General features: G+C 48.0%; 29 protein-coding genes. 7 read left to right on the top strand and 22 right to left on the bottom strand.

The window, feature by feature from the left end; genetic code table 11:
• Nucleotides 1–70: 70 nt before the first annotated feature.
• A complete protein-coding gene (locus tag ACINK7_RS07410; RefSeq protein WP_404360686.1) occupies nt 71–301 on the top strand; it encodes an antitoxin in 231 nt (76 codons plus the stop codon).
• A 37-nt stretch (nt 302–338) separates the two neighbouring features.
• Here ACINK7_RS07410 and ACINK7_RS07405 read toward each other — a convergent pair whose 3' ends face one another.
• From ACINK7_RS07405 to ACINK7_RS07390, 4 genes are all read right to left on the bottom strand, one after another.
• On the bottom strand, nt 339–512 hold the full coding sequence (locus ACINK7_RS07405) for a hypothetical protein (RefSeq protein WP_404360685.1): 174 nt from the start codon (nt 510–512) through the stop codon (nt 339–341).
• Nucleotides 513–541: 29 nt separating this feature from the next.
• Entirely contained in the window at nt 542–937 is a 396-nt protein-coding gene (locus ACINK7_RS07400; RefSeq protein ID WP_404360684.1) for a type II toxin-antitoxin system VapC family toxin, read from the bottom strand.
• Nucleotides 937–1,167: a hypothetical protein gene (locus ACINK7_RS07395; RefSeq protein ID WP_404360683.1), complete on the bottom strand. Its 231-nt coding sequence runs from the start codon at nt 1,165–1,167 to the stop codon at nt 937–939. The genes ACINK7_RS07400 and ACINK7_RS07395 overlap by 1 nt, the downstream gene beginning before the upstream one ends.
• Nucleotides 1,168–1,615: 448 nt before the next feature.
• On the bottom strand, nt 1,616–1,969 hold the full coding sequence (locus ACINK7_RS07390; RefSeq protein ID WP_404360682.1) for a hypothetical protein: 354 nt from the start codon (nt 1,967–1,969) through the stop codon (nt 1,616–1,618).
• Between the two features lie 78 nt (nt 1,970–2,047).
• On the opposite strand from ACINK7_RS07390, the gene ACINK7_RS07385 reads away from it, so the two are divergent.
• Nucleotides 2,048–2,278, top strand: coding sequence for an antitoxin (locus ACINK7_RS07385; RefSeq protein ID WP_404360680.1), 231 nt, complete (start codon nt 2,048–2,050; stop codon nt 2,276–2,278).
• The gene (locus ACINK7_RS07380; protein ID WP_404360678.1) at nt 2,278–2,685 is read left to right on the top strand and encodes a type II toxin-antitoxin system VapC family toxin; all 408 of its coding nucleotides are present in this window, start codon (nt 2,278–2,280) and stop codon (nt 2,683–2,685) included. The genes ACINK7_RS07385 and ACINK7_RS07380 overlap by 1 nt, the downstream gene beginning before the upstream one ends.
• Before the next feature lie 56 nt (nt 2,686–2,741).
• On the opposite strand, the gene cas1f is transcribed toward ACINK7_RS07380, so the two are convergent.
• Nucleotides 2,742–3,689 carry a type I-F CRISPR-associated endonuclease Cas1f gene (gene cas1f / locus ACINK7_RS07375; RefSeq protein ID WP_404360676.1) on the bottom strand — a complete coding sequence of 316 codons (948 nt, stop codon included), beginning with the start codon at nt 3,687–3,689 and terminating at the stop codon, nt 2,742–2,744.
• A 207-nt stretch (nt 3,690–3,896) separates the two neighbouring features.
• On the opposite strand from cas1f, the gene ACINK7_RS07370 reads away from it, so the two are divergent.
• On the top strand, nt 3,897–4,763 hold the full coding sequence (locus ACINK7_RS07370; RefSeq protein WP_404360674.1) for a WYL domain-containing protein: 867 nt from the start codon (nt 3,897–3,899) through the stop codon (nt 4,761–4,763).
• 45 nt (nt 4,764–4,808) lie between these two features.
• Nucleotides 4,809–5,381, top strand: coding sequence for a DNA-3-methyladenine glycosylase I (locus ACINK7_RS07365; protein WP_404360673.1), 573 nt, complete (start codon nt 4,809–4,811; stop codon nt 5,379–5,381).
• Nucleotides 5,382–6,029: 648 nt separating this feature from the next.
• On the opposite strand, the gene rpoH is transcribed toward ACINK7_RS07365, so the two are convergent.
• From rpoH to ACINK7_RS07335, 6 genes are all read right to left on the bottom strand, one after another.
• A complete protein-coding gene (gene rpoH / locus ACINK7_RS07360) occupies nt 6,030–6,896 on the bottom strand; it encodes an RNA polymerase sigma factor RpoH (protein WP_404360671.1) in 867 nt (288 codons plus the stop codon).
• A gap of 252 nt (nt 6,897–7,148) precedes the next feature.
• Entirely contained in the window at nt 7,149–8,066 is a 918-nt protein-coding gene (gene ftsX / locus ACINK7_RS07355; protein WP_404360670.1) for a permease-like cell division protein FtsX, read from the bottom strand.
• A 93-nt stretch (nt 8,067–8,159) separates the two neighbouring features.
• Entirely contained in the window at nt 8,160–8,816 is a 657-nt protein-coding gene (gene ftsE / locus ACINK7_RS07350; protein ID WP_404360669.1) for a cell division ATP-binding protein FtsE, read from the bottom strand.
• 4 nt (nt 8,817–8,820) lie between these two features.
• On the bottom strand, nt 8,821–10,821 hold the full coding sequence (ftsY, locus tag ACINK7_RS07345; protein WP_404360668.1) for a signal recognition particle-docking protein FtsY: 2,001 nt from the start codon (nt 10,819–10,821) through the stop codon (nt 8,821–8,823).
• A gap of 26 nt (nt 10,822–10,847) precedes the next feature.
• Nucleotides 10,848–11,444 carry a hypothetical protein gene (locus tag ACINK7_RS07340; RefSeq protein ID WP_404360667.1) on the bottom strand — a complete coding sequence of 199 codons (597 nt, stop codon included), beginning with the start codon at nt 11,442–11,444 and terminating at the stop codon, nt 10,848–10,850.
• Complete coding sequence (locus tag ACINK7_RS07335; RefSeq protein WP_404360666.1) at nt 11,437–12,174, bottom strand: SURF1 family protein; 738 nt, start codon at nt 12,172–12,174, stop codon at nt 11,437–11,439. Before ACINK7_RS07335 ends, ACINK7_RS07340 begins: the two co-directional genes overlap by 8 nt.
• Nucleotides 12,175–12,254: 80 nt before the next feature.
• Here ACINK7_RS07335 and ACINK7_RS07330 point away from each other — a divergent pair, with 80 nt between their 5' ends.
• On the top strand, nt 12,255–12,512 hold the full coding sequence (locus ACINK7_RS07330; RefSeq protein WP_404360665.1) for a twin transmembrane helix small protein: 258 nt from the start codon (nt 12,255–12,257) through the stop codon (nt 12,510–12,512).
• Between the two features lie 270 nt (nt 12,513–12,782).
• Here ACINK7_RS07330 and ACINK7_RS07325 read toward each other — a convergent pair whose 3' ends face one another.
• The 11 genes from ACINK7_RS07325 to bioB form a co-directional block, all read right to left on the bottom strand.
• Nucleotides 12,783–13,649 (bottom strand): cytochrome c oxidase subunit 3, encoded by an 867-nt coding sequence (locus ACINK7_RS07325; protein WP_404360664.1) that lies wholly within the window; start codon nt 13,647–13,649, stop codon nt 12,783–12,785.
• Nucleotides 13,650–13,658: 9 nt separating this feature from the next.
• A complete protein-coding gene (locus tag ACINK7_RS07320) occupies nt 13,659–14,210 on the bottom strand; it encodes a cytochrome c oxidase assembly protein (protein ID WP_404360663.1) in 552 nt (183 codons plus the stop codon).
• Nucleotides 14,211–14,391: 181 nt separating this feature from the next.
• Entirely contained in the window at nt 14,392–16,008 is a 1,617-nt protein-coding gene (gene ctaD / locus ACINK7_RS07315) for a cytochrome c oxidase subunit I (protein WP_404360662.1), read from the bottom strand.
• A gap of 52 nt (nt 16,009–16,060) precedes the next feature.
• Nucleotides 16,061–17,230 carry a cytochrome c oxidase subunit II gene (gene coxB, locus ACINK7_RS07310; protein ID WP_404360661.1) on the bottom strand — a complete coding sequence of 390 codons (1,170 nt, stop codon included), beginning with the start codon at nt 17,228–17,230 and terminating at the stop codon, nt 16,061–16,063.
• A 189-nt stretch (nt 17,231–17,419) separates the two neighbouring features.
• A complete protein-coding gene (locus ACINK7_RS07305) occupies nt 17,420–17,623 on the bottom strand; it encodes a hypothetical protein (protein WP_404360659.1) in 204 nt (67 codons plus the stop codon).
• Between the two features lie 353 nt (nt 17,624–17,976).
• On the bottom strand, nt 17,977–18,372 hold the full coding sequence (locus ACINK7_RS07300) for a bacteriohemerythrin (RefSeq protein WP_404360657.1): 396 nt from the start codon (nt 18,370–18,372) through the stop codon (nt 17,977–17,979).
• A 170-nt stretch (nt 18,373–18,542) separates the two neighbouring features.
• The gene (bioD, locus tag ACINK7_RS07295; RefSeq protein ID WP_404360656.1) at nt 18,543–19,208 is read right to left on the bottom strand and encodes a dethiobiotin synthase; all 666 of its coding nucleotides are present in this window, start codon (nt 19,206–19,208) and stop codon (nt 18,543–18,545) included.
• The gene (gene bioC / locus ACINK7_RS07290; RefSeq protein ID WP_404360655.1) at nt 19,201–20,001 is read right to left on the bottom strand and encodes a malonyl-ACP O-methyltransferase BioC; all 801 of its coding nucleotides are present in this window, start codon (nt 19,999–20,001) and stop codon (nt 19,201–19,203) included. Before bioC ends, bioD begins: the two co-directional genes overlap by 8 nt.
• A complete protein-coding gene (gene bioH / locus ACINK7_RS07285) occupies nt 19,998–20,762 on the bottom strand; it encodes a pimeloyl-ACP methyl ester esterase BioH (protein ID WP_404360654.1) in 765 nt (254 codons plus the stop codon). Before bioH ends, bioC begins: the two co-directional genes overlap by 4 nt.
• Nucleotides 20,759–21,922: an 8-amino-7-oxononanoate synthase gene (gene bioF, locus ACINK7_RS07280; RefSeq protein WP_404360652.1), complete on the bottom strand. Its 1,164-nt coding sequence runs from the start codon at nt 21,920–21,922 to the stop codon at nt 20,759–20,761. Before bioF ends, bioH begins: the two co-directional genes overlap by 4 nt.
• A complete protein-coding gene (bioB, locus tag ACINK7_RS07275) occupies nt 21,919–22,899 on the bottom strand; it encodes a biotin synthase BioB (protein WP_404360651.1) in 981 nt (326 codons plus the stop codon). The genes bioF and bioB overlap by 4 nt, the downstream gene beginning before the upstream one ends.
• Before the next feature lie 120 nt (nt 22,900–23,019).
• Here bioB and ACINK7_RS07270 point away from each other — a divergent pair, with 120 nt between their 5' ends.
• Nucleotides 23,020–23,721 (top strand): ComF family protein, encoded by a 702-nt coding sequence (locus tag ACINK7_RS07270; RefSeq protein ID WP_404360650.1) that lies wholly within the window; start codon nt 23,020–23,022, stop codon nt 23,719–23,721.
• The last annotated feature ends 269 nt before the right edge of the window (nt 23,722–23,990 follow it).

The following is a 23,990-nucleotide window of genomic DNA, read 5'->3' as shown; positions in this document are numbered from 1 at the left end:
TCTCCAAATAATTGTGTCTATACCGGCTTAGTGCTAATGAAACACATGCGATATATACATGAGGTGTTTTATGGCGACAACGCGCGTTTTTAAAAGCGGCAATTCGCAAGCGGTGCGGATTCCCAAAGAGTTCCAGTTTGATGCGGATGAGATAGAAATTTTTCGACGCGGTGATGAGGTGGTGTTGCGCCAAAAACCGGATAATCTTGCGGATGTGATGGACATTTTCGCCAGCTTCTCAGATGATTTTATGGCGGAAAAACGGATTGACCCGCCACCACAGGATCGGGATTTTGACTGATGTCGGCTCGTTACATGCTGGATACGGATATTTGTATTTATCTTAAAAAACGCCGTCCGGCTTGCATAGCCCTCAGTTTTGGTAACGTGTAATTGTCAACCGTTTTCCCCTCATCACCCATTAATGTTGTTGGTCCGTTCCAGTTTACAACACCATAACCTAAAGCTGTGATTTTAAAGTCAACGCTTCTAATTCCGGTAATTTTATTCATTGCGTTTTTCCTTGAAAAAATAAATTATATCAATCAAACCAATCCTCTAACCGCAAGCCATCAATGCGCGAAAACTCTTTGGTGTTGTGTGTTACCAAGGTGGCTTGATGGGCTAAGGCAATCCCCGCAATTATCATATCTAACGGGCCAATGGGCGTGCCTGCTTTTTCTAAGCCCGCCCTGATCCCAGCGGTAATCGCGGTTTCATGTTCGGTAAACGGCAATACGCGCACCACCGTAAGTAATTCATCCAATTGGCTGCTCCGTTTTTCGGACGAGCTTGATTTGGCAATGCCGACTTGCAGTTCATACAAAACCACCGAAGGCAACGCGATTTCATGGGGCGGAACACTAAATAAATGACTTGCAACATTGCCCATGCCTTTAAAAAAATAAATCACGGTATTGGTGTCGAGGGCGTACATCAAAAATCTTCCCTGGCAATGTCGCGACCTTCAGCGGCGCGTAAATCCTCTGCGAAAGGCGCATCTTGCCAAGCTCCGGCTAATGCTTTAATGGAATTCGGCCAGCTTGTCGCTGTTTTTTCCTCAATAATCCGGCGTAACCATTGCTGGGCGGAAAGTCCCGCAGTTCTAGCGGCGGCGTTAATTTTTGCTTCCGTGGTTTCGTCTATTTCTAGTAGTAGCTGTTTCATAATGACCTCGATTTTTGTTGGTCTAGCGCTTTTTGTTCCTTAATTTTGGCAGAGTTCAATCCTCAGTTGATGTTAATTGTTTGATGGAAATTGCGCCAATGGGCTGCTTATCGCATTCGGCATAATAAATTGCCCAAGGGTGCCGTCCGCTTTCTCTACCTGCTTTGTCCAGGTCTTCTGGTGTATATACTTCGCACGGCCACATTTTCAGTTTTCTGGCGCGCTCTTTTGTCCGGTAGCTGCGTTGCGAAAACATGACCGTGCGAAGTATAACTTAGGTAAATTGGGTTTTCCGGATCTCTGGCTTCATTCAAGAGCATGTAATCTTTGAATGGCGCTTTCCTGCCCATAATTTGATGGTGTTTTTTTGCCATGTGCGCGAGCAAACTTTTTTCACTAATACCGTACCCTTCTATCAGTTCTTTTTCAACAAATGCTCAGCGAGCGGTTACAGGTGGGTGTTGGCGTACAAAACATTGGCTAAAGGTTTTTCTGATGCGATATCCATAATTAACTCTTTACTCGTTGTGTTTACTGAAACGATTCCAGCATGATTAAACTGATTCCGATTCCCCACAATCCAAACCAACTCGCTCCGGCTTCTACTCCGTATCCAATGACACGCCACCGCCGTATTCTTGGTCGCGCTTTTTCTCAGTAGCTTTTTCACCGCCTGTAAGCCTTCCTCGGTGATCACGGTTTGCCAGGTGCGGCTGCCTATGCGGTTGGCGAAGGCGTCGAGGACGCGACTAGTGCGGTTCAGCGCTTTTTTCTCGCATTCGCAAATGAAGGTAACCATCATGATGGGATCTCCAAATAATTGTGTCTATACCGGCTTAGTGCTAATGTAAACACATATGATATATACATGAGGTGTTTTATGACGACAACGCGCGTTTTTAAAAGCGGCAATTCGCAAGCGGTGCGGATTCCCAAAGAGTTCCAGTTTGATGCGGATGAGGTGGAGATTTTTCGACGCGGTGATGAGGTGGTGTTGCGCCAAAAACCGGATAATCTTGCGGATGTGATGGACATTTTCGCCAGCTTCTCAGATGATTTTATGGCGGAAAAAAGGATTGACCCGCCACCACAGGATCGGGATTTTGACTGATGCCGGCTCGTTTCATGCTGGATACGGATATTTGTATTTATCTTAAAAAACGCCGTCCGGCTTGCATAGCAGAGAGGTTTAAGCAATTGCGGCATGGTGAGGTAGTGATTTCGATGATTACCTATGGTGAATTGTTTTCGGGTGCATTGAAAAGCCGGGAAAAAGAAGCGGCCATCACGAATGTCCAACTGCTGGCGGCTCGTTTGCCGGTGCAACCTATGCTGATTGAGGTCGCGGAGGTTTATGCCTCTATTCGCAGTGACTTGGAAAGAAAAGGTTGTCTGATTGGGGGCAATGACCTTTGGATTGCCGCTCACGCAGTTGCTTTGGATTTGACATTGGTCACTAATAACACAAGGGAGTTTAGACGTATTGATGGCTTGCGGCTTGAAAATTGGGTTGAGTGATTTTAAGCTTTGAGCGTTTTCACGCGGACGCGTAGGAATGATTCGATCCGCTAAACTCATGCCTTATCTCCCTGCAAGGCGATATCCTTAACAGTGTCAAACATAAATTCCAGCGCTTTATGTTCAGTAAATTTTTGCAGGATTTGCTGGCGGAATTCCTGTTCGGTCGTTTTTTCCTTGGCGCTGATGAAGGCCCACGGCAATATCAACGTATCTTTGACCAGGTCGGCGACGTCGAACACCAATGCCCCGCGTCTTGTTTTGCCGTGCATGACGGCGAAACCGTGCGGGATGCCGAGTACCCACAGCGTCGTGGCGCCCAAGCCGTAGGCCAGATAGTTGCCGTGATTGAGAAAAATATTGGCGTCATCGACACTTTCGGCATTACGGCTAAAATCACTGTGCTTAGTTCGTTTGACGGCGGCTTTGTACAGGCTTTTGGTCAGTTGCGCCTCACTGACCAATAATTCGGTGACGTTTTTCGCGCTGTCGATTTTCGCTGTGCAATTCGCTAACGCGCCTGCTATGTCTTCGTCGTTGCTGTCAAACCCTTCGGTTTTGAGATCCTTATCTTTGGCCCAGATGCGGCTTAAATAGTCGATGCGTCCGTGTTGAAACTGCTTTGCGACTTGTAACCTTTTTTGTGCATCGAACCAAAACGACAGCCAACCTTGTACATATTCCGTGGGTCGGTATTCGCTTTGCGGGGTCAGCCATTCGATTTCATTGCCCATTAACAACGGCGTACCTCCGCCTCCGCAAAATCCGATTAACACGCCGGCCGAAGCCAGCATTCTGACTGCCGCTTGCGTGATCGATGTACCGGTACCGAGCAAGATGACGGTGGTATTCGCGATCGGAATATTCCAGTATTGTTTTTCTTCCTTAGCTTCGGTCAGATAAAGTACGCGGCCATCTTTTTGCATGACCCGGCATTTTTCCAGGTAGTAGATATTAGCGCGTTTGGAATGCAATATCGCTTTTAGATCGGTGAGTTGTTCCATTGTTAAGTACCCGCTATGCCAGTCAAATTCGTATCTATAAACATGCTATCGCCTATCCAGTATCATTGTTAATAACCATTATTTATATTCGAAAAGAAATTTTTTATCTCTTCTCCTCTCTAAAGTTTGTTTACTGCTAAGCTACTGATAGAATTCTTAACCATTCCACAATAAATATATAAATTTAGTTTTCATGACTCTAGCACCATGGGTAATCTCTTGCAATCGAATTTAAAGTGGGAACAGCGTCATCGATTAACTTTGCTGGAAGCGACGGTGTTTTGGAGCGGCGAAATTTCGACCGGTACGTTGGTTAATTATTTCGGCATCAGTCGGGTACAGGCATCGAAGGATTTGACGCTTTATCAATCGCTATGCCCTGGAAATATTCGCTACGATAAGTATTTGAAACGCTATGTGGTCGACGAATCGTTTAAACCGGGCTTCATGGATGGAACGACCGGCGAGCTGTTACAGGTTTTAAAATTACAGCAACAAAACGGTTATGAAACCTTGATCGCATTAGTCGGTAACCTTCCTACCGTTGAAATCGTCAATCCATTGGCACGGCAAATTGATGCACGAATTTTGCGCGGCATTGTGCAGGCGGTGCGTTTTAAATTCGAGCTGGAGATTTCATACCAATCGTTATCCAGCCCGGAACCCAAGACTTTGCAAGTCAACCCTCATACTTTGGTGTTCGACGGTTTGCGTTGGCATGTTCGGTCTTTCAGCGTAACGCATAATGATTATCGCGATTTCGTCCTTGCGCGTATTCATCGCGTCGCTATTTTGGGTAAGGCTGACGAACCTCCTTTTACAGACACCTTGTGGAACAAATGGTTGACTGTCGAAATCGGTCCGCACCCGGGGTTGAACGATGCGCAAAAAAGCGTGATCGAGCGCGATTTCGGGATGGTCGACGGTAAATGCGTTACTCAAATCCGGGCCGCCTTGTTGTCATATTTTCTTTTGAGTATGCGAATCGGTAAGGATGATCTGCATCGGGAAGCGATGGAACAGCAAATCGTGCTTTTGAATCGCGATGAGATCAAGGACTTTATCTTTTTTTAACGCACGCAAACCTTCCTTGAGATCTAAGAATACCTTTCAATTAACATGAACAAATGCCGATGGGCTTTGTCCAGCCCGCTTGAAGAGGACTATCACGACCGCGAATGGGGCGTGCCGGTGCATGACGACCGCCTGTTGTTCGAGTTTTTGGTTTTGGAAGGCGCGCAGGCGGGCTTGAGTTGGTCGACGATTTTGAAAAAGCGAGACAATTTCAGGGCGGCGTTCGACAATTTTGATCCCGTATCGGTGGCCCGCTATGATGAGTCAAAAATCTCGGAGTTGCTGAAGAATCCGGGCATCATACGCAACCGGCTCAAAGTCAATGCCGCTGTGACCAATGCACGCGCTTTTTTGAACATCAAAGAAGAAGCCGGGAGTTTCGACGCGTTTCTATGGGATTTTGTCGACGGCCAGCCAGTCCAGAACGCTTGGCGGACGCACGCCGAGTTGCCGGCGAATACGCCTTTATCGGATCGGCTCAGCAAGGAATTGAAAAGACGCGGTTTTAAATTCGTCGGCTCAACGATTTGCTATGCGTTCATGCAGGCGGTCGGCATGGTCAACGATCATACCGTCGATTGTTTTCGTTATGGGGAAATTGCGCGGGGTTCGGATTGATAGACTACCTGTTACGAGAAGGTGATTATTCCCTTTTGCTTGAAAAACCATCGAAGAATAAAAGGTATGGGGGTGTGTCTATCGAGGACCACCGTGAACCCATGGGGGTTTGACGGCAGCAATCTTCCTGTGGGACGGGTTATTTAACCCGTCCCCAGCGTTTCGGTTTGGACTAAGGATTTCGTGACAAATAACTTCCTGTAGCTATGAGCTTTGTAGCGGGTTCGGCAACTCGCTTGACAGGACGCCGTGAACCCAGCACCTAAATTATCCATGGTAGTTATCCATAGCCAATAAACTATGGAATTCATCCAGCACCTAAATTAGCCATAATATTAAACATAGCCAATGGGCTATGGAATTTAGGTGCTGGGTGAATACATCCGTGTAGGCTTGACGGCGGCTTTCCCTGCCGCCGACACCTGTCAATCGAGCTACCGAACCCGCCTACCCTATATTATAAAAATAGGGAAGTTATTTATAACCGAATCCTAAGCGTTTCGGCTTGCTTCGGCCACGGTTGAAACGTTTCGGACGGGGTTATAAAACCCCGTCCTGCCAAAATATGGATTCTCACGGAGGACTATGAAAACCGGAAAACGCTCGGGGCGTGTTAAATAACTCGCCCCGCGTGAAGTGTTCGATGTATTATGCTTCCAGCACGAATGCGGCTTTCAGCTTGTTCATGGCGTTTTTTTCCAACTGCCGGATGCGCTCGGCTGAAACATTGTAGCGTGCGGCCAAATCATGCAATGTCGCTTTTTCTTCGCTTAGCCAGCGGCTATTGAGAATATCGAGACTACGCTCGTCAAGTTCTGCCATTGCTTCGCTTAGCATGTTTTCTTCATAACCTTGCCATTGCTCGTTTTCCAGCAGATCCGCAGGGTCCGAGTTATGTTGCTCTAAGTAACTGACAGGCGAGGCGTAAGTGGTTTCGTCGGACGGTTCATCATGCGGCATGTCGAAAGCCATATCCGAGCCGTCCATGCGTTTTTCCATTTCATAAACGGTTTTGAGATCAACGCCTAAATCGTCGGCGACAGCTTTCGCTTCGTCGTGCGACAACCAGCCTAGGTTGCTTTTCGATTTGCGTAAATTAAAAAACAGTTTACGCTGAGCTTTGGTTGTAGCGATTTTGACAATACGCCAGTTTTTGATGACGTATTCATGTATTTCCGCTCTGATCCAATGCACGGCAAAGGTCACTAAGCGAACCCCGACATCGGGATCGAAGCGTTTGACGGCTTTCATGAGGCCGACGTTACCTTCTTGAATGATGTCGGGCAGCGGCAGTCCGTATCCACTGTATCCACGCGCGACATGAACGACAAATCGAAGGTTCGACATAACTAGCTCCTTCGCTGCTTCCAAATCGCCTTCATCGCGATAACGAAGCGCTAGTTTACGCTCTTGCTCATGCGATAAAGTCGGCGTTTGCGCGACCGCATTCAAATATGAATCAAATGTTCCTACGGAAAGATTAGTTGGCAAAGCAAAGGCTAATGCGTTACTCATGATTTCCCCTTATTTTTAAGTTTGCCCGATTTTAGCACTCTCGCGTTATGAGTGCTAAAATTTTTATAAGTTCCGCATTGTTTTGTGAGTTATTCATTATCGATAAGACTCAGGTCGACCCTAATACACTAGGGATTTCACGATAAATAACTTCCTGGAACCATGAGCTTTGTCAAGGGCTCGGATAATGAAAGTGGTTAGGGTGGCGTACTTTTTTAGTAAGGAGGAAAGAGCTGAATACTTACTCACAGTTTATTCGGGCTTAGTCAGTCTTAATTGATAGCAAAGCACCGCCCAGGCAGCGGCTACTCCAAGCAGTGAAGAAATCGCAATTAACGACATCATTTCGCCGAAACTCAAATAACGCATCGAAAATACGCCGTCATAAAGACCGGACAATCGATCGATCGGCTGCTGCAGAATGAATAGCATGATCGTCACAGAAATCCAAGCCAAAATGCCGGAACAAAACCCTAACCAAAAACCGGTATACAAAAACGGCCGTTGAATAAAACGATGGGTCGCGCCCACCAGTTTAGCGATGATAACTTCATCACGTCGATTGTGTAATTCCAGTCTTATCGTATTGCCGGTAATGAATAATACGGCTAGGGCCAATATAAAGCTGAGTAACGTAACGCCACGATTCGCCAGTTCCATGATCGAATACAAGCGTTTGATCCATTGCATATCCAATTGTGCAAAATCGACTTCTTGTAAGTCCGTTAATTTTTTAAACAATTCGTCCAGTTGTGGCCCTTCTTCGAGGCTATGTTCCGGCATAACCTGAATGACGGTCGGCAAGGGGTTTTTATCCAACGCCTTTAGTGCATCGCCGAAACCGCTATATTCGCGAAATTCGGCGAGACCTTGGGTTTTCGTAATAACCTTGACGTCCTGTATATGATCGAATTTTTTAATTTTATCGGCTAACTTTACGCCGGTATCATCGGTGACGTGATCTTTTAAAAACAACGAAATTTGATTGCTATCTTCGAGTCCGCCGGTTAATTGTTGAATATTGGCGACCAACAGATAGAATCCGGCGGCTAACGAAATTGCAATGGATAATACGCTGACGGTCATCAGCGATGTCACAGGTGCGCGCGCCAAACGACCTAAACTGGAAAACAAGGCTTGCGCATGAATATCCAGGTAAGTCTGTAGCATAACACTTAGCCTACCGGAAACAACTTTTCGTCGGACTTCCTTTTTCTGTCGGGGTTGCGGTCTTCTGTGGTTGATATTCGGCTTTTTCATCTGTTAACTTGCGACCAGGCGGCCATGATCCAATTGCAATACACGATGTCCCATTCGCTCAACCAAGGCGATATCATGTGTGGCAATCAACACCGTTACGCCGACTTGTTGAAAATCCTCAAATAATTTCATAATCTCGGACGACAATTCCGGATCCAAATTACCGGTCGGCTCGTCGGCGAGAATCAACGGCGGTTTGTTTATAACGGCGCGGGCAATACCGACGCGCTGCTGTTCGCCGCCGGACAAAGTCTGCGGAAGTTTTTTTTCTTTACCCAGCAAGCCGACCTTATCGAGCGCAGCTCGAACTCGCCGACCGATATCAAAATGGCTGTAACCCGCTACCACCAACGGCAATGCGACATTGTCGAAAACGGTTCTATCTTGCAGCAATTTATAATCCTGAAATATTAAGCCCAGCTTCCTTCGTATATAGGGTATTTGTCGATCGGACGCCTTGTTTAGATTTTGCCCGTCCAACAAAACTTGACCTCGCGAACATCGTTCCATGACCGCGATCAATTTCAACAAAGTGCTTTTACCGGCTCCGGAATGACCGGTCAAAAAAGCGAATTCTCCGCGCTGTAGATGGAATGTGACATCCTGCAAGGCATCGCCGGCATCGGGATACCGTTTACTGACATGATCGAATTTGAGCATAAATCTATTGATCTTTAACAAATAAGGCGTCGACAAACTGTTCCGCATCGAAATCCTGCAAATCGTCGATCCCTTCACCGATACCGATAAAACGAATCGGCACGCTGAATTGCTTGGCTAATGCAAAAATAACCCCACCCTTCGCGGTTCCGTCCAACTTGGTTAATGCGATACCAGTCAATGCCACAGTTTCGTTAAATTGTTTCGCCTGAGACAACGCGTTCTGACCAGTTCCCGCGTCTAAAACCAACAAAACCTCGTGCGGCGCGGTTTCATCGAGCTTTCCGATAATGCGCTTAACCTTTTTCAGTTCGTCCATCAGATTGGATTTGGTGTGTAAACGTCCCGCGGTATCGGCAATCAATACGTCGATACCTTTGGCCTGTGCCGATTGCACACCGTCATATATCACCGAGGCTGAGTCGGCGCCAGTGTGCTGCGCGACGACATGAATGTTGTTACGCTCGCCCCAGGTTTGCAACTGTTCGACTGCCGCTGCCCTGAAGGTGTCGCCCGCTGCCAGCATCACGCTATGGCCTTGAGATTGAAAACGCTTGGCCATTTTACCGATCGTCGTAGTTTTGCCGGCACCGTTGACGCCGACAACCAAAATCACGAACGGTTTATCTTGTTTGGGAATCTGTAAGGGATCATCACAAGGTTTAAGAATAGCCAATAATTCTTGTTTCAGCGCATTTTCCAATGCTTCCCCGTCGTTTAATTGATGCCGTTCGAGGCTATCGGTCAATCGCCGAATGATTGCTGTCGTCGCTTCGATACCGATATCGGCCATCAATAATCGGGCTTCGATTTCCTCCAGTAAATCGTCGTCGATGGCTTTTTGACCAATAGGAATCGTTGCCATCAATCCGCTAAGACCGGACCGGGTTTTTTGCAGCTGCGATTTGAGACGACGCGTCAGCGATTCCGGTTCCGGCTCGACATAGCCGACTTCGATTACAGCTTCGGCAGCTTCAACCTCGGCGACAGGACGCTCGACCGTTTCGCCGGGCAACACCTCGCCCGCATATCCGTAGCGGCTATAGACGGCAATCGCAAGCAATGGCAGCATCAATAATGCCGAAACAAAATTATGCACAATGGCCGACCATGCCGGTAGTCCGTATTTGGCCGCAATTACGCTAAAGCCGATTTGCACGAATAATAAAATACTCAGCATCATGCCGGCTTTTCTGACCGGTTTGGCGCAATGAGCCGAGGTGGCTCGCAGCACCAGCCAAGTTAAGACAACAAAAATCGGTAGGGCAAAGACTCTATGCAACCAATGGGCAGCCACCTGTGCATCGTAGGATAAAATCCCTTGATAACCGGTAACCAGACCATTGAATATATTCAATGCAGTACGGTAATCGGCCATGGGCCACCATTGCCCGTTACACTGCGGAAAACCGCTGCAGACTTGTCCCGCATGATTGGCGTTAACCCATAAACCGGATAGGGTTTGCACCAACAGCAACAAGCCGGCGAACCCGGCAAGCCAGATGGGACCGCTTATTCGATCCAGCTTATTTAAGGCAGGATTTAATCGTACAAATAGCCAACTCAATAGCCAAAACTGGATAAATCCAAGCAATGCCTGAGCACTAACTATAATCGGCATCGCATTCAATTCGACCGCTTTAACAGCCGTGCAAACTTGCGCAGCCGCCAGGATAAGCAACGCCACCGCTCCAGTTGTCGCCACAGACCGGTGAAATTGCTGGCGCCATGCGATCAATGCCAACAGCAAGACGGTCAACATCGATAAGCCGAATACATAGCGTCGCGCCATTTCTTGCCAAGCTTTACTTACATCGACCGCTTTTCCCAGATAAAGCTGTTCGGCCGAAGCTTTAAACTCGGCATTATCGGCGATAAACCATTGACCGTAACATTCAGGCCAGTCCGGGCATGCCAAATCCGCTCCGGTCAACTTGACGACGGAACCGGCTACGATAAGCAGTAAAGCCAAAAAGGCGGAAACAAAAGTTATTTTTCTAAACATGGTCTATCCGATTTACGAAACATGATTTATCCGATTTGCGAAACACTCAGCAATTTCCTGAGATCGCTCTTAACATCATAAGGGTCAAATCCGGGCTGATAGCGCATCATGATATTGCCCAATGGGTCCATGATCAACAGCATACCGTTCGCGATCCCGTTTCCGTCGAGCTTTGCCAATTGCTTCAACAAATCCGAACTGGGGCGAGTCTTTAACAATCGGTCGTCGTCCTGCCACCACACCTTTAGATGTTGCTCGGCATTGGGATCCAGCAACACCACAGTGCGGCGAATACGGGTTAATTCCTTGCCCATCATCAATAAGAGCTGTTTGGACTTATAAACGGAATCAAGGCAGGTTTGATCGCAATCCGCATCAGGCACCACATTGATTAAAACCCAGCGGCCTTTTAATTCGTCAATATTTTCGGCCGAGAACGAATCGATACCGATGAGATCGGGCCGCTCGGTCAGTAACGGCGGAATAATCAATTCGCCATGATTGGTTGCGCCTTTAAGTAGATTAGGATGTTCTTTTAAATACCACGCAAAAAGAAACGGGATGATCGACATTCCGAAAATAATCAGAATTAGGTTGCGATTTTTTTTCTGTTGATTATTCATGTTTTGTTTTGCACGCGTACCATATAAATAAAGCCGTTAAGGTTAAAGCCAAGCCATACCATTGCACCGCATAAGCCACATGCTTTTCAGGCGGTATGACAGTCGCGATATGCCATTCCCGCAAATAACCTTCATCCTCGGCTTGGTGTAGTTCAATTTGATAATCGGCCAACGGGTAACCCAGTTTCTCAGCAATAACGTTGTTGTCGATCAGTTGCACGAGAGACGGCCACGTATCAGTCGGAATTTCCGCACCTTCCAGATGATAACCGACATCAGGAAAAGTATTGATTCGTCCTTTGACTATAACCTTACTTTTTTGCAAGGCTATGTCAGGCAGCGTTTGTCGATCACTCCCCGCCTCAATCCAACCCCGATTAACCAAGACTGCCGTATTGGAGTTTTCCGGCAGCAGCGGCGTCATCACGAAATAACCGGCTTTTCCGTGTCTGATTTGATTATCCAACAAAAATTGACGATCGGCATCGTAACGCCCCGTTAATTCGACAACTCGATAACGAATACTCGCGGCATCGGCCGGCAACTCCGATGTCAACGACAACGGCGGTAATTGGCTTTGTTTCTCCTGTTCGGCCAGATAGGCGGCTTTTTCCGAAGATCTCGATAATTGCCAATTCCCTAGTGAAATCAGCAGCGCCATCAACAGCACATAGGCAATTGATGGAATTAATGTGAGTCTAAGCTTACAAAGACCGATTTTGATCGTCATGGTTTTTGGGTTGTCCTATTGGCAAGCGTCGATTAATCGTTGAGAATACCCGATTATCATCGATCGCTTTTAGACTTTTTATGCTTATTAAAACTATCTTCATTATTGCGTTTGTTGCAATTCTTATCAGCTTGGGCTCCGCGCTTTATCATATCGTTGTCCGCAAACCGGAAGACCGGTCGGATAAAGCCGTCAAAGCATTAACAGTCCGAATTTCATTATCAATCGTGTTATTCATTTTATTATTCCTGGCGATGGCCTTCGGCTTATTAAAACCTCACGGCATCGGCTCGGTCATTCATGCCAAAAAACCGCCTCAAGCGGAACAAAGCCGATAAAACCCTCTCTCAAGCAGGCCGAGGTTTGTTAGCCAGGCCTAAGCGTTTCGAGCGTGGGAACGATAATTGCCGGGGAACTTTGAGCGCTTCGACCGCTGCGAAACCAATTCGAAACGTTAGGGACGGGTTAAATAACCCGTCCCGCACCTTTCACCTTTCACCTTTCACCTTTCACCTTTCATCTTTCATCTTTCTTTTTTCTTAAATCAAACGACAAAAAAAAAGCGCTACCTGGCAGGCAGCGCTTTAATTTGATGCCTTGTTATCGACTTACATCATGTAAACGAAGATAAATAATCCCAGCCAGACGACGTCGACAAAATGCCAATACCAGGCGGCCGCTTCGAATGCGAAATGATTCTCCGGTTTAAAATGCCCTTTCCAGGTGCGGAACAATACCACAGAAAGAATAATCGCACCGACACAAACGTGGAAACCATGGAAGCCTGTTAACATAAAGAATGTCGATCCGTAAATACCTGAACCTAAGGTCAAGCCCATTTCGGTATAAGCTTCGTGATATTCTATCGCTTGAAAGCCGACGAACAGAAAACCTAACGCAACCGTCGCGATTAAGCCTTTAATGAGCTGATCGCGGTTTTTTGCCAACAAACCATGATGCGCCCAAGTACATGTGACACCGCTGGTCAACAGAATTAATGTGTTTAAAAACGGTAAGCCCCAAGCCCCCATCGGTTCGTATTCGCCGCCGATTTCACCCGGTCCGTTAGTCGGCCACATGGCTTCGAATGCCGGCCACAAGGTTTCATGAGTCGCACGCCCGGGACCGTCGCCGAAACCGCCAAGCCAAGGTACTGAAAGATTTCGCGTATACCATAAGGTACCGAAGAATACCGCAAAGAACATGACTTCCGAAAAAATGAACCACATCATCCCCATGCGATAGGAAATACCGACTTGAGTACTGTACATTCCCGATTCGCTTTCCACGGACTGAAGCGTAAACCAGCCGGCAAGCATGATAATAAATACGACGAAGCCCATAATCATCATCGCCGGGCCGATCGAGGAGCCGTTTAACACATTGGCAAATCCTGCCAGAGTCATCATAAGACCAACCGTACCGATAATCGGCCAGGTCGCCTTATGAGGAATGTAATAAGCGTTTGTAGACATAACCTTCCCCTATTTTTGCTTTTTTGCTGTTAATTCAGTGTTATCGAAAAATGTGTATGCAAGCGTAATTGTTTTGTACTTTTCAGGCAGTTTCGGATCTACCACGAAACGAACCGGCATCGTTTTAGCTTCATGCGCTTCGAAACTTTGTTCGTCAAAACAAAAACATTGCGTCTTGGTGAAAAATTCCGCAGCCTGACCCGGCGTAATACTAGGGATCGCCCGGGCAATCATCAGCTTATCGGTGAGGTTTTCGGCATAAAAATTGACCGTATAGTATTGTCCGGGATGCACCTTCATTTTGTACGTCTCGGCACGAAACGTCATCGGCGCGGCTTGGTTCAACGAAGTGACAAACTCAACGGTTACTTCACGGCTTTCATCGACGTCGCGTGCCGTTTCTGCGACCGCAACCGAGGCCGTTTTGCCGTTCAGACCCGTTATGTCACAAAATACATCGTAAATCGGTACAAGCACATAACCGAAACCGAACATGCCCACCGCAATCAATACTAAATTGCGGACCAGCTTTCTGTTTTTTTGCTTTGTATCATCATTCATTGCGAAATAGCTCTTAAAACCGCAAATACGTATATCGCAATCGCGACAGCGACCAGCACCACAGCTGTCAAAATATTCTTTGTTTTCGTATTCATAACATCACCACTTTACCCGCCGTTAGACGGGTAAAGTTTCTGAGAAAAGTCAATCCTTGTACAAAAACGATTACAGCGCTATCCGATTAGAAATGTTCAGTTGGAATTTCTTTCGGCGGCGTCGTGAACGTATGGTAAGGAAGCGGGGAAGGTAAAGTCCATTCCAAGCTGTGTTTAGACGCATCTTCCCAGACTTCGCCGGTCACTTCTTCGCCGGTTCCGCCTCTGATCGTTTTGATCACGATATACAGGAACAACAACTGGCTGAAACCGAATACGAATGCACCGATACTCGATACCATGTTCCAATCGGCGAATTGCACGGCATAGTCAGGGATACGACGAGGCATGCCTGCCAAGCCTAAGAAATGCTGAGGGAAGAACAATACGTTGACCGAAATCGCAGACAACCAGAAATGCAGTTGTCCCAATTTTTCGTCATACATATTGCCGGTCCATTTCGGCAGCCAGAAATAACCCGCCGCCATCAAAATGAAGATAGACGCAGGTACCAGCGTGTAATGAAAATGCGCGACAATGAAATAGGTGTCGTGATATTGGAAATCCGAAGGCGCGACCGACATCATCAATCCGGTGAAACCGCCCATCGTGAACAGCACGACGAACGCGATCGAAAACAACATCGGCGTTTCGAAGGTCATCGAGCCTTTCCACATGGTCGCGGTCCAGTTGAAAACCTTGACGCCGGTTGGAATCGCAATCAGCATCGTCGCATACATGAAGTAGAGCTCTCCGGCTACCGGCATGCCGACCGTGAACATGTGGTGAGCCCAAACGATGAACGACAAAAACGCGATCGAAGCGGTCGCATAGACCATCGAGCTGTAACCGAACAACGGTTTACGTGCGAAGACCGGAATGATCGTCGAAGCCACGCCGAAAGTCGGCAGAATCATCACATAAACTTCAGGATGACCGAAGAACCAGAAAATGTGCTGATAAAGGACAGGATCGCCGCCGCCGGCTGCATCGAAGAAACTAGTATCGAAGAAGCGATCGGTCAATAACATAGTTACCGCACCGGCAAAAACCGGCATGATCGCGATCAATAAAAACGCCGTGATCAACCAAGTCCAGACAAACAACGGCATTTTCATCAACGTCATGCCAGGGGCGCGCATGTTAAAGATCGTCGCGATAATGTTAATCGCACCCATGATCGATGAAATACCGAGCAAATGCACCGAGAAGATCGCGAACGGCAAAGCAGCGCCGGTTTGCAGCACCAATGGCGGATAGAGCGTCCAGCCGGAAGCCGGAGCACCACCTTCCATGAACAAGGTACTTGCCAATAACAAGGCACCGGCAACTAACAGCCAGAAACTCATGTTGTTCATACGCGGCAACGCCATATCAGGCGCACCGATCATTAATGGAATCATCCAGTTGGCTAATCCAACAAATGCCGGCATAACCGCGCCGAATACCATGATCAACGCATGCATTGTCGTCATTGAATTGAAGAACTGAGGCTCAACGAATTGCAAGCCCGGTTCGAACAACTCCGCGCGGATAACCAAAGCCATCGCGCCGCCTAGAAAAAACATTGCTAACGAAAACAGCAAATACAGTGTACCGATATCCTTATGATTGGTGGTAATGATCCATCTTAACAGCCCCTTTTCCGGACCATGGTCGTGATGATCGTGATGATCATCATGTTCAGCTACTACCGCAGACATATTGTTACCTCTATAAATTTTAAAAAGATTAGAATTTGAATAAAGTTAAACATTACTCTTCATCATCCTCATCTTCCTCTTCATCCATCGGTGCGGATGATTTCAATGACTTAATCGCAGCGGGTTGAACCGAGTCACCCACCGAGTTACCTAATGCGTTGCGGGTATAGGTGACGACCGCAGCAAATTCGGTTTCGCTCAGCATTTGTCCAAATGCAGGCATCATTCCTTTCCCGTTATACATTAACTCGATTTGAGCATCGATATCGCCCGTGACGACAGAACTGCCGGTCAAAGCCGGGAATGTGCCTTCCATGCCCGCGCCGTCGGCCATATGACAGGAAGCGCAGTTATTGGTATAAACGGTTTCGCCCTTGGCCATCAACTCGTCTGTGGTCCATTCCTTATCCGCCTGTTGTTTTTCGACTTCGGCCCCCGCCTTCTGAGATTCAACCCATGCATTGTAGTCGTCCTGCTCCATCGCGATCACGACGATCGGCATGAAACCATGATCCTTTCCGCAGAGTTCGGCGCACTGTCCGCGGTAGGTTCCTGGTTTTTCTACATACGTCCAGGCTTCATTTATAAAGCCGGGGACTGTATCTTTTTTCCATCCTAAATCAGGTACCCACCAGGAATGCAGCACATCGGCCGCTGTGAATAAAAAGCGGATTTTCGTATTGACCGGAACAACCAACGGATGATCAACATTAAGCAAGTAATGAGGCACGGACCTCGGGTCGATACCGGAACCCAGCTGACGCGCTCTATTACTGGCTTCGTCCAGGGTACTGAAAAAGTGAATGCCGTTATCCAGATATTCATATTCCCATTTCCATTGCCAACCGGTGACTTTGATCGACATATCCGCATCTTGAACATCGTCCAAATCGAGCATCGTTTTTGTGGCCGGAATCGCCATACCAATCAGAATCAAAGTCGGAATGATCGTCCAGATAATTTCGACTTTGGTGCTCTCATGAAATTGAGATGCGACATGACCTTTCGATTTGCGATGGTGATAAATCGAGTAGAACATTGCGCCGAACACAGCAATACCGATAAACACGCATATCCATAAAATCAACATATGCAAATCGTAGACTTCTTGACTGATCTGAGTGACGCCTTGCCTCAGATTCAGGGTATATTCGGCCTGTGCAGTCCCTAGTCCGAAGGACATCAAGAACAGGCTTGCGAACAGTTGCTTGGTTTTCTTCACGGAGCAGCCTCCCGGTGGTAGTTAGAAACTCTTGTATGCAATTGATAAATTTTTAGTAACGTCATCAGCGCCAGTCTGTTTTAAAATCAAGACTTGTTCAGTTTGGCTTTCTAACGGCAAGCACCCTATCCTAGGTCAATGAAATAGAGAAAAAGTTTCTCTCGCTGATCAGCTACTCTTAGCCGGGGTTCAAAGCAAATCAACATTCACTAATTTCCCTGTTTTTATAATAGCTATTTTAAAAACGAGAATTTTAACCCATGATGCGACGGTAAGCCAGAAGTGCTTTGCCGATGCCTTAAAACTAACGCGCACAAAAAAGCCCGTGACTCCTCCTTCACGGGCTTCAATGGTCTCCATTTTCACAATCCATTCCGGGCTAACAGTCTTCATCGACAGTGACCTTAACCGTCAATTTAGGATTTCGTGATCAATAACGTCCTGGGTCTATGAGCTTTGCTGAGGGTTCGATAACTCGCTTGACAGGACGCCGTAAACCCAGCACCTAAATTCCATAACCTATTGACCATGATTGATTACATAGATAATTTAGGTGCTGGGTAAATACGTCCGTGTAGGCGTGACGGCGACTTTCCTTGCCGCCGACACCTGCCAATCAAGCAACCAAAACCTCTATAAAGCAGAGAAGTTATTTTCGGTCTAATCCTTAAGCTACAACTGTATCGAAATTTTTTGGAAAAATGCTAACTTCATATTGAAAAAGCATCCATTCATTTTTTTATCTATTAACTCAAAACAGCAGCATAGCCTCTATCGAAAGTGGGAATGTGACTTTCCAACCAACTTTTAACCATTTGCCCCACCTCATCGGTTACATCGGCTTCGCCGGCATGGAATTTTTTTTGTAGATCGGCGCAAGTCCCCACCAAAGCCTCGTGTTCGGCTTTATGTGCCGCCAAACCGGCAAAACCGGCCGCTTCCATTTCTTTTTCTTCATGCGCGAAATGCCCTACGACATAGGCAATCAAATCATCGAGTTGCGCGCCGATTGCGGATCTTTCCGCCCCGCCTGTCGCCAAATCGTAAAGCTTATTGAGTTTCTCGAACAAAACTTTATGTTCATCGTCGGCAAAACCGACATTGGTGCCGAATTGATCGGCCGTCCAAGTGATTAAAGCCATAATTTCCTCTCCTGTGTTGATTAATTGCCTTGTTTAAGCTTTTCACTCGTCAAGGCTTTGAATAATGAGAATGCGGCGCATTCGCCCTCCCCTTGCATTACAAACTGTTTTGCATGCCGAAATAACCGCAAAAGAATTATGGTTTATTTGGAGTCTTATTTCAATACTTTTTATAAGGTTTTTACAAATGCCGACGACATCTGATCGAAGTCAGGCTCGGACATAAAAGGAATTACTCCTAATAAAGGTGCGTCGATCATTGCCTGAATCGTGGCAATATTTTCCTCGCGCAGCAGCATGTTGTTATCGGAGCAAACGGCTATCCAACCGGCGCAATCTTGTCCGGACCGCACAATCGACTCATAAGTCAATCTGGCATGATTGATACAACCTAGTCTTATCGCAACCACCATGATGACAGGCAAGCCCAGTACGCGCGCCAAATCGGAAACATCGGAATCGGCATTCAACGGTACCTGCCAACCGCCGACGCCTTCGACCAAAACGATATCGGCATTTTGTTGCAACGTTTGAAAAATCGAACGTATATCATCCAAAACCGGCGGATGCTCTACTCCAGCCAAATGCGGCGAGACCGGCAACCGATAGGCGTAAGGATTAACCCATTCGTATTGCACCGGTATCGAGGCGTTTTGCTGTAATAACAGCGCATCTTCGTTTCTCAGTTTGCCGTCGATTTCGAGACAACCCGAAGCGATTGGCTTCATGCCGATAACCGTATGCCCTTGATTTTTGAAATGACGCATCAACGCGACCGTCACCCAGGTTTTTCCGACACCGGTATCTGTGCCGGTTATAAATAGCCCTTTAGTCATTGTTCTCTACTCTCGCCGAAACGATAAAAACCTCAAATGTCGCCTCAATATTGGCATCATTAAGCGGATAAGCCTCGATCATGTTTGTCATTTCCTGTTTTGTCGTTAGCCTTTTATTACGTCCGGAAGACACATTATGCGCACCCATCGATTTAAGCTCTTTCATTAAATCCAATACGGAACCGTAAACCGGCCGATAAATTTCGGATTGCACCGCTATTTCCTTAAACCCGGCGTCGGCCAGGCAACGCCTGATTTCAGTTTCGCGGTAAAACTCGTTGACATGATGATAGTCGTCGACTTCGGCCCACGCCCTTTTTAACTCGCAGAGCGTTTGCGGACCGAAGGTCGAAAACACTAATTCGCCATCCGCCTTGAGAATACGATGCAAGCCACAGAAAACCGCCGTTAAATCGCGGCACCATTGCAAGGCAAGATTGGAAACCACCGTATCGACCGAGCTCGTATTTAACGGCGGGCTCTCCGCATCGCCGCAAATATAATGCAAACGACCTGTATCGCCGAGCTTTTGCCTTGCCGCATGCAGCATCGGCAAAGCAATGTCGAGCGCAACAATTCGCTCGACATTTTCGGCATCGAGCAACGCTTTAGTCAAAAATCCGGTACCGCAGCCCAAATCGACAACTGTTCCTGTCAATTGTGCCGGTTCCACTCTTTGCAATAGATTTAAGCCAACCGTTCTTTGCAAACCGGCAACACGGTCATAAGAGAGGCTCGCCGATCCGAACGATTCTCTGAGCTTGGTTTTATCCAGTTCAAATACCCCGCTCATGGTTGTGCCAAAAATTCATTAAGACTCTCGATCAATTCCGGACGATGCGATAAAAACGGCGCATGCCCGGCATTTTTAATCACGCTCAAATGCAGGTACGGATTGATTGCCTGCATTGCTTCACCGATCCTAACCGGAACCAAAGTATCTTTTTCGCCCAACATCGCCGCGACCGGTAAGCGAAGCTCTGCAAGCACCTGCCGTAAATCGGCCTGCTTTAAAACGGTCAAGCCGTCCTGCAACGTTTTTGCCGTCGGCATGCGGGATTCTCGAAGCGCGGCCGAAAGTTTTTTAGACAATGTCTTAAACTCGGGCAACCCGTTGATTTGCAATGATAAGAAGCGTAACAGCGTCGATTCGCAATCGACACTGAGATTCTTGGCGAATAGATCCAGCTGATTTTCCGGCATACCCGGCCAATCCGCATTTTCGACAAAACAAGGATTGCTGGCCAAGAGAACGACCGACGAGACGGCTTCCGGAAACAACCTAGCCATTGCCAAGGATACCGACCCGCCTAACGACCAACCGATCCAACAAGCTTTACTGTCGACGATTCGGCTCAACTGCTCGCATACCGACTCAAGCGTAAACTCGGGCATTTCGGCGCTTAAGCCGTGCCCCGGCAAATCGACGCAAACGACGCGACGGGTTTGCGCCAATTGCTCGGCAAAATCGCGCCAAATGCCTGAATGCATCGCCCAACCATGAACCAAGACGACTGGCTCGCCTTCGCCGTAAACTTGATAATGAATAGTCATTGCGATATAGATTTTGCCAAGGATTCGAGCAAACGATCGATTTGCTGCGCTTCGTGGAGCGCTGAAATAGTCACGCGTAGTCGAGAGCTGCCTTGCGGAACGGTAGGCGGTCGAATTGCGCCGACCCAAAAACCGTCATCGAGCAAACGCTTGCCGATTTCGACAGCTCTGCAACTATCGCCGATTAGGATAGGCTGAATCGGCGAATTCGACGGCATCAACGGAAAACCAAGCTGTTCGGCGCCTCGGCGAAATCGCCGCACCAAATCGTTTAATTTCTCCCGGCGCCACTGTTCTTCGATAACGATGTTCAAAGCCGCACGGGTTGCTACAGCGACGGCGGGCGGCAATGCGGTCGTGTAGATATAGGTTCGAGCCTTTTGAATCAAGGTCTCGATCAGCGTTTCGGAGCCGGCGACAAAGGCGCCGAAAGTACCGAAGGCCTTGCCGAGCGTTCCGACTAATATCGGCACTTGCTGTTGCGTCAAGCCGAAATGCTCGACGATTCCCCGTCCTTTGTCGCCGATCACGCCCAAACCGTGCGCGTCGTCGACCATCAACCAAGCATCCTGTTCATTTGCGACTTTCGACAACACATCGAGCGGCGCCAAATCTCCATCCATGCTGAACACGCCGTCAGTCACGATCATCGTCCGCCCTTCGGCTCTACTCAAACTGTCAAGCAACCCGTCCGTATCGGCATGTCGGTAACGTTTGAAGCGCGCGCCCGATAACAAACCGCCGTCCAGTAACGAGGCATGATTCAAGCGGTCTTCGAAAACCGTATCCCCCTTGCCCGTCAGCGCCGAGATCGCGCCGATATTGGCCATGTACCCGGTCGAAAACAAGAGCGCACGATCGCGGCCGGTAAACTCCGCAAGCTCTTCTTCCAAGGCATGATGGGCACGGCTATGTCCGCAAATCAAATGCGCGGAGCCGCTGCCGACGCCGTAACGATCGGCACCGTCTTGAAAAGCCGTGACGACCGACGGATGATTAGCCAAGCCGAGATAATCGTTGCTGCAAAAATTGATTAGCTTTCGTCCGCCGCACTGTAATTCGACGCCTTGAGCGGATTCGACAACCCGTCGCGACCGATATAAATCTTCGCGCGCCAAGCGTTCGAGCTCGGCCTCCAACCCGAAATCGATACCAATCATTGAACGTGGCAAGACCCGCCGGAACGCACGCCCAAGCGTTCGAATAACGCTAGATCTTGATTGGTCATCGGGTTGTCGGTCGTCAACAATTTTTCGCCGTAGAAAATCGAATTGGCGCCGGCCAGAAAACATAGAGCCTGCATTTCGTCGCTCATAGCGTTCCGGCCGGCCGACAAACGCACGCGGGAAGTCGGCATTAGGATACGCGCGACCGCAATCGTTCTAATGAATACGATAGGATCCAATTTTTCGGTACCGTTCAGCGGCGTACCCTCGACCTGAACCAGCATGTTGATCGGCACGCTTTCCGGATGCTTCGGTAAATTAGCCAATTCGATCAACAGTTTCGCTCTGTCTTGTTCGCTCTCGCCCATGCCGACAATGCCGCCGCAACAGACATTGATACCGGCATCCCGAACCCTCGCCAAGGTATCGAGACGGTCTTGATAGCTACGGGTCGTGATAATTTCCGAATAATAATCTTCCGAAGTATCGAGATTATGATTGTAATAATCGAGTCCGGCTTCCTTGAGCGTCGCGGTTTGAGTATCGGTCAACATACCCAAGGTCACACAGGTTTCCATGCCCAACGCTTTAACGCCTTGAATCATTTCGACGACGCGCGCGACATCTTTGTCTTTCGGCTGACGCCAGGCCGCACCCATGCAAAACCGAGAAGCACCTTCATCTTTCGCTCGCCGCGCAGCCTTCAACACGTCATCGACCGGCATTAACGCTTCCGGCTGCAAATCCGCATCATAACGGGCGCTTTGCGGACAATAAGCGCAATCTTCCGAACACGAGCCGGTTTTAATACTCAATAAACTGCTAATCTGAATTTCATTCGGATCGAAATGTTCGCGATGAATCGATTGGGCGCGAAATATCAAATCGTTGAAAGGCAGTGCGAATAAAGCTTGGACCTCTTCAGGGCGCCAGTCGTGGCGAATCGTGCTTATTGCTGGGTTTGCTGACATTCTGTTAATCTCCGGATTATAAAAATTGAGCGATATCGATCAGGCTTTTGTCGGATTCGAGCTGCACCCGGTACCGATCTTTTTCAATGACGCACCACTTGTCAACCTGACGACTTTAAAATGGTAAACAACTGGCTCAATATTATACAGAATTACTTATTGCCGCCCACCTGCATTTTATGTGGCAATCCGGGACAAGCTTCGAGGGATATTTGCGGGCCTTGCGCGGAGCTATTGATCACTAACCCGTATTGCTGTTACCGCTGCGGCATCCCTTTCGAACACGCGCCAACCGGGCCGGTATTGTGCGGCGATTGTCAAAAACGCATGCCCGGCTTCGACGAAACGCATGCGCCTTTTAAACATCAAAGTGCTATCCGTTTTTTAATCTCAGGATTGAAATTCCGCCGCCAATTCAAAAATGCGCGGCTGCTAGGATTGTTGATGGCGGATTACTTGAAAATATCCGCCGAAATGCCCGACTGCCTGGTACCGGTACCATTGCACCCTCGCCGCTATCGGGAACGCGGTTTTAATCAGTCGATCGAAATTGCTCGCACGCTAAGCCGTGAACTAGCGATACCGGTTGATCTCGACTGTTGCATTCGCAACCGCAACACGCCACACCAAATCGACTTGCCGGCCAAAGAACGGCGTAAAAACATGAGAAACGCATTTACCGTCAACGGACCGCTAAGATTCGATCATATTGCAATCGTCGATGATGTAATGACCACCGGCACGACCGTTTCCGAACTGGCGCAAGCGTTAAAAAAAGCCGGCGCGGTCCGAGTCGATGTTTGGGTTTGTGCACGAGCATGAGAAATAGCGATTTCTAAAGGCTATCTTCGCGTTAATAGTCGCTCTTTCCCAAGCTCCAGCTTGGGAAAGAGCCCCCGGAAGCTCCAGCTTCCTGTGACCGACACAACATCCGTACATTTTCAATCAACCCTGACTCGCTTGTTCAATTATTCTTGATTGTCGGGAAGTTAGAGCTTGCTGAACAGGTTAGGAACGAGCATGAAAAACTTAGACAACTGTTGGAAGGGGGTTCGGTGGCTCGATTGACAGGAGTCGGCGGCAGGGCAGAT

The sequence above is a fragment of the Methylotuvimicrobium sp. KM1 genome, assembly GCF_044788715.1.
Classification (GTDB): Bacteria; Pseudomonadota; Gammaproteobacteria; order Methylococcales; family Methylomonadaceae; genus Methylotuvimicrobium.
Note: the sequence above shows the minus strand (reverse complement) of the source record. Positions and strands in the feature narration are given on the sequence as shown.

Coding starts and splice junctions, on each gene's coding strand:
- ACINK7_RS07410 (WP_404360686.1), top strand. CDS start 71: ATGGCGACAACGCGCGTTTTTAAAAGCGGCAATTCGCAAGCGGTGCGG.
- ACINK7_RS07405 (WP_404360685.1), bottom strand. CDS start 512: ATGAATAAAATTACCGGAATTAGAAGCGTTGACTTTAAAATCACAGCT.
- ACINK7_RS07400 (WP_404360684.1), bottom strand. CDS start 937: ATGTACGCCCTCGACACCAATACCGTGATTTATTTTTTTAAAGGCATG.
- ACINK7_RS07395 (WP_404360683.1), bottom strand. CDS start 1,167: ATGAAACAGCTACTACTAGAAATAGACGAAACCACGGAAGCAAAAATT.
- ACINK7_RS07390 (WP_404360682.1), bottom strand. CDS start 1,969: ATGATGGTTACCTTCATTTGCGAATGCGAGAAAAAAGCGCTGAACCGC.
- ACINK7_RS07385 (WP_404360680.1), top strand. CDS start 2,048: ATGACGACAACGCGCGTTTTTAAAAGCGGCAATTCGCAAGCGGTGCGG.
- ACINK7_RS07380 (WP_404360678.1), top strand. CDS start 2,278: ATGCCGGCTCGTTTCATGCTGGATACGGATATTTGTATTTATCTTAAA.
- cas1f (WP_404360676.1), bottom strand. CDS start 3,689: ATGGAACAACTCACCGATCTAAAAGCGATATTGCATTCCAAACGCGCT.
- ACINK7_RS07370 (WP_404360674.1), top strand. CDS start 3,897: ATGGGTAATCTCTTGCAATCGAATTTAAAGTGGGAACAGCGTCATCGA.
- ACINK7_RS07365 (WP_404360673.1), top strand. CDS start 4,809: ATGAACAAATGCCGATGGGCTTTGTCCAGCCCGCTTGAAGAGGACTAT.
- rpoH (WP_404360671.1), bottom strand. CDS start 6,896: ATGAGTAACGCATTAGCCTTTGCTTTGCCAACTAATCTTTCCGTAGGA.
- ftsX (WP_404360670.1), bottom strand. CDS start 8,066: ATGCTACAGACTTACCTGGATATTCATGCGCAAGCCTTGTTTTCCAGT.
- ftsE (WP_404360669.1), bottom strand. CDS start 8,816: ATGCTCAAATTCGATCATGTCAGTAAACGGTATCCCGATGCCGGCGAT.
- ftsY (WP_404360668.1), bottom strand. CDS start 10,821: ATGTTTAGAAAAATAACTTTTGTTTCCGCCTTTTTGGCTTTACTGCTT.
- ACINK7_RS07340 (WP_404360667.1), bottom strand. CDS start 11,444: ATGAATAATCAACAGAAAAAAAATCGCAACCTAATTCTGATTATTTTC.
- ACINK7_RS07335 (WP_404360666.1), bottom strand. CDS start 12,174: ATGACGATCAAAATCGGTCTTTGTAAGCTTAGACTCACATTAATTCCA.
- ACINK7_RS07330 (WP_404360665.1), top strand. CDS start 12,255: ATGCTTATTAAAACTATCTTCATTATTGCGTTTGTTGCAATTCTTATC.
- ACINK7_RS07325 (WP_404360664.1), bottom strand. CDS start 13,649: ATGTCTACAAACGCTTATTACATTCCTCATAAGGCGACCTGGCCGATT.
- ACINK7_RS07320 (WP_404360663.1), bottom strand. CDS start 14,210: ATGAATGATGATACAAAGCAAAAAAACAGAAAGCTGGTCCGCAATTTA.
- ctaD (WP_404360662.1), bottom strand. CDS start 16,008: ATGTCTGCGGTAGTAGCTGAACATGATGATCATCACGATCATCACGAC.
- ACINK7_RS07305 (WP_404360659.1), bottom strand. CDS start 17,623: ATGAAGACTGTTAGCCCGGAATGGATTGTGAAAATGGAGACCATTGAA.
- ACINK7_RS07300 (WP_404360657.1), bottom strand. CDS start 18,372: ATGGCTTTAATCACTTGGACGGCCGATCAATTCGGCACCAATGTCGGT.
- bioD (WP_404360656.1), bottom strand. CDS start 19,208: ATGACTAAAGGGCTATTTATAACCGGCACAGATACCGGTGTCGGAAAA.
- bioC (WP_404360655.1), bottom strand. CDS start 20,001: ATGAGCGGGGTATTTGAACTGGATAAAACCAAGCTCAGAGAATCGTTC.
- bioH (WP_404360654.1), bottom strand. CDS start 20,762: ATGACTATTCATTATCAAGTTTACGGCGAAGGCGAGCCAGTCGTCTTG.
- bioF (WP_404360652.1), bottom strand. CDS start 21,922: ATGATTGGTATCGATTTCGGGTTGGAGGCCGAGCTCGAACGCTTGGCG.
- bioB (WP_404360651.1), bottom strand. CDS start 22,899: ATGTCAGCAAACCCAGCAATAAGCACGATTCGCCACGACTGGCGCCCT.
- ACINK7_RS07270 (WP_404360650.1), top strand. CDS start 23,020: ATGGTAAACAACTGGCTCAATATTATACAGAATTACTTATTGCCGCCC.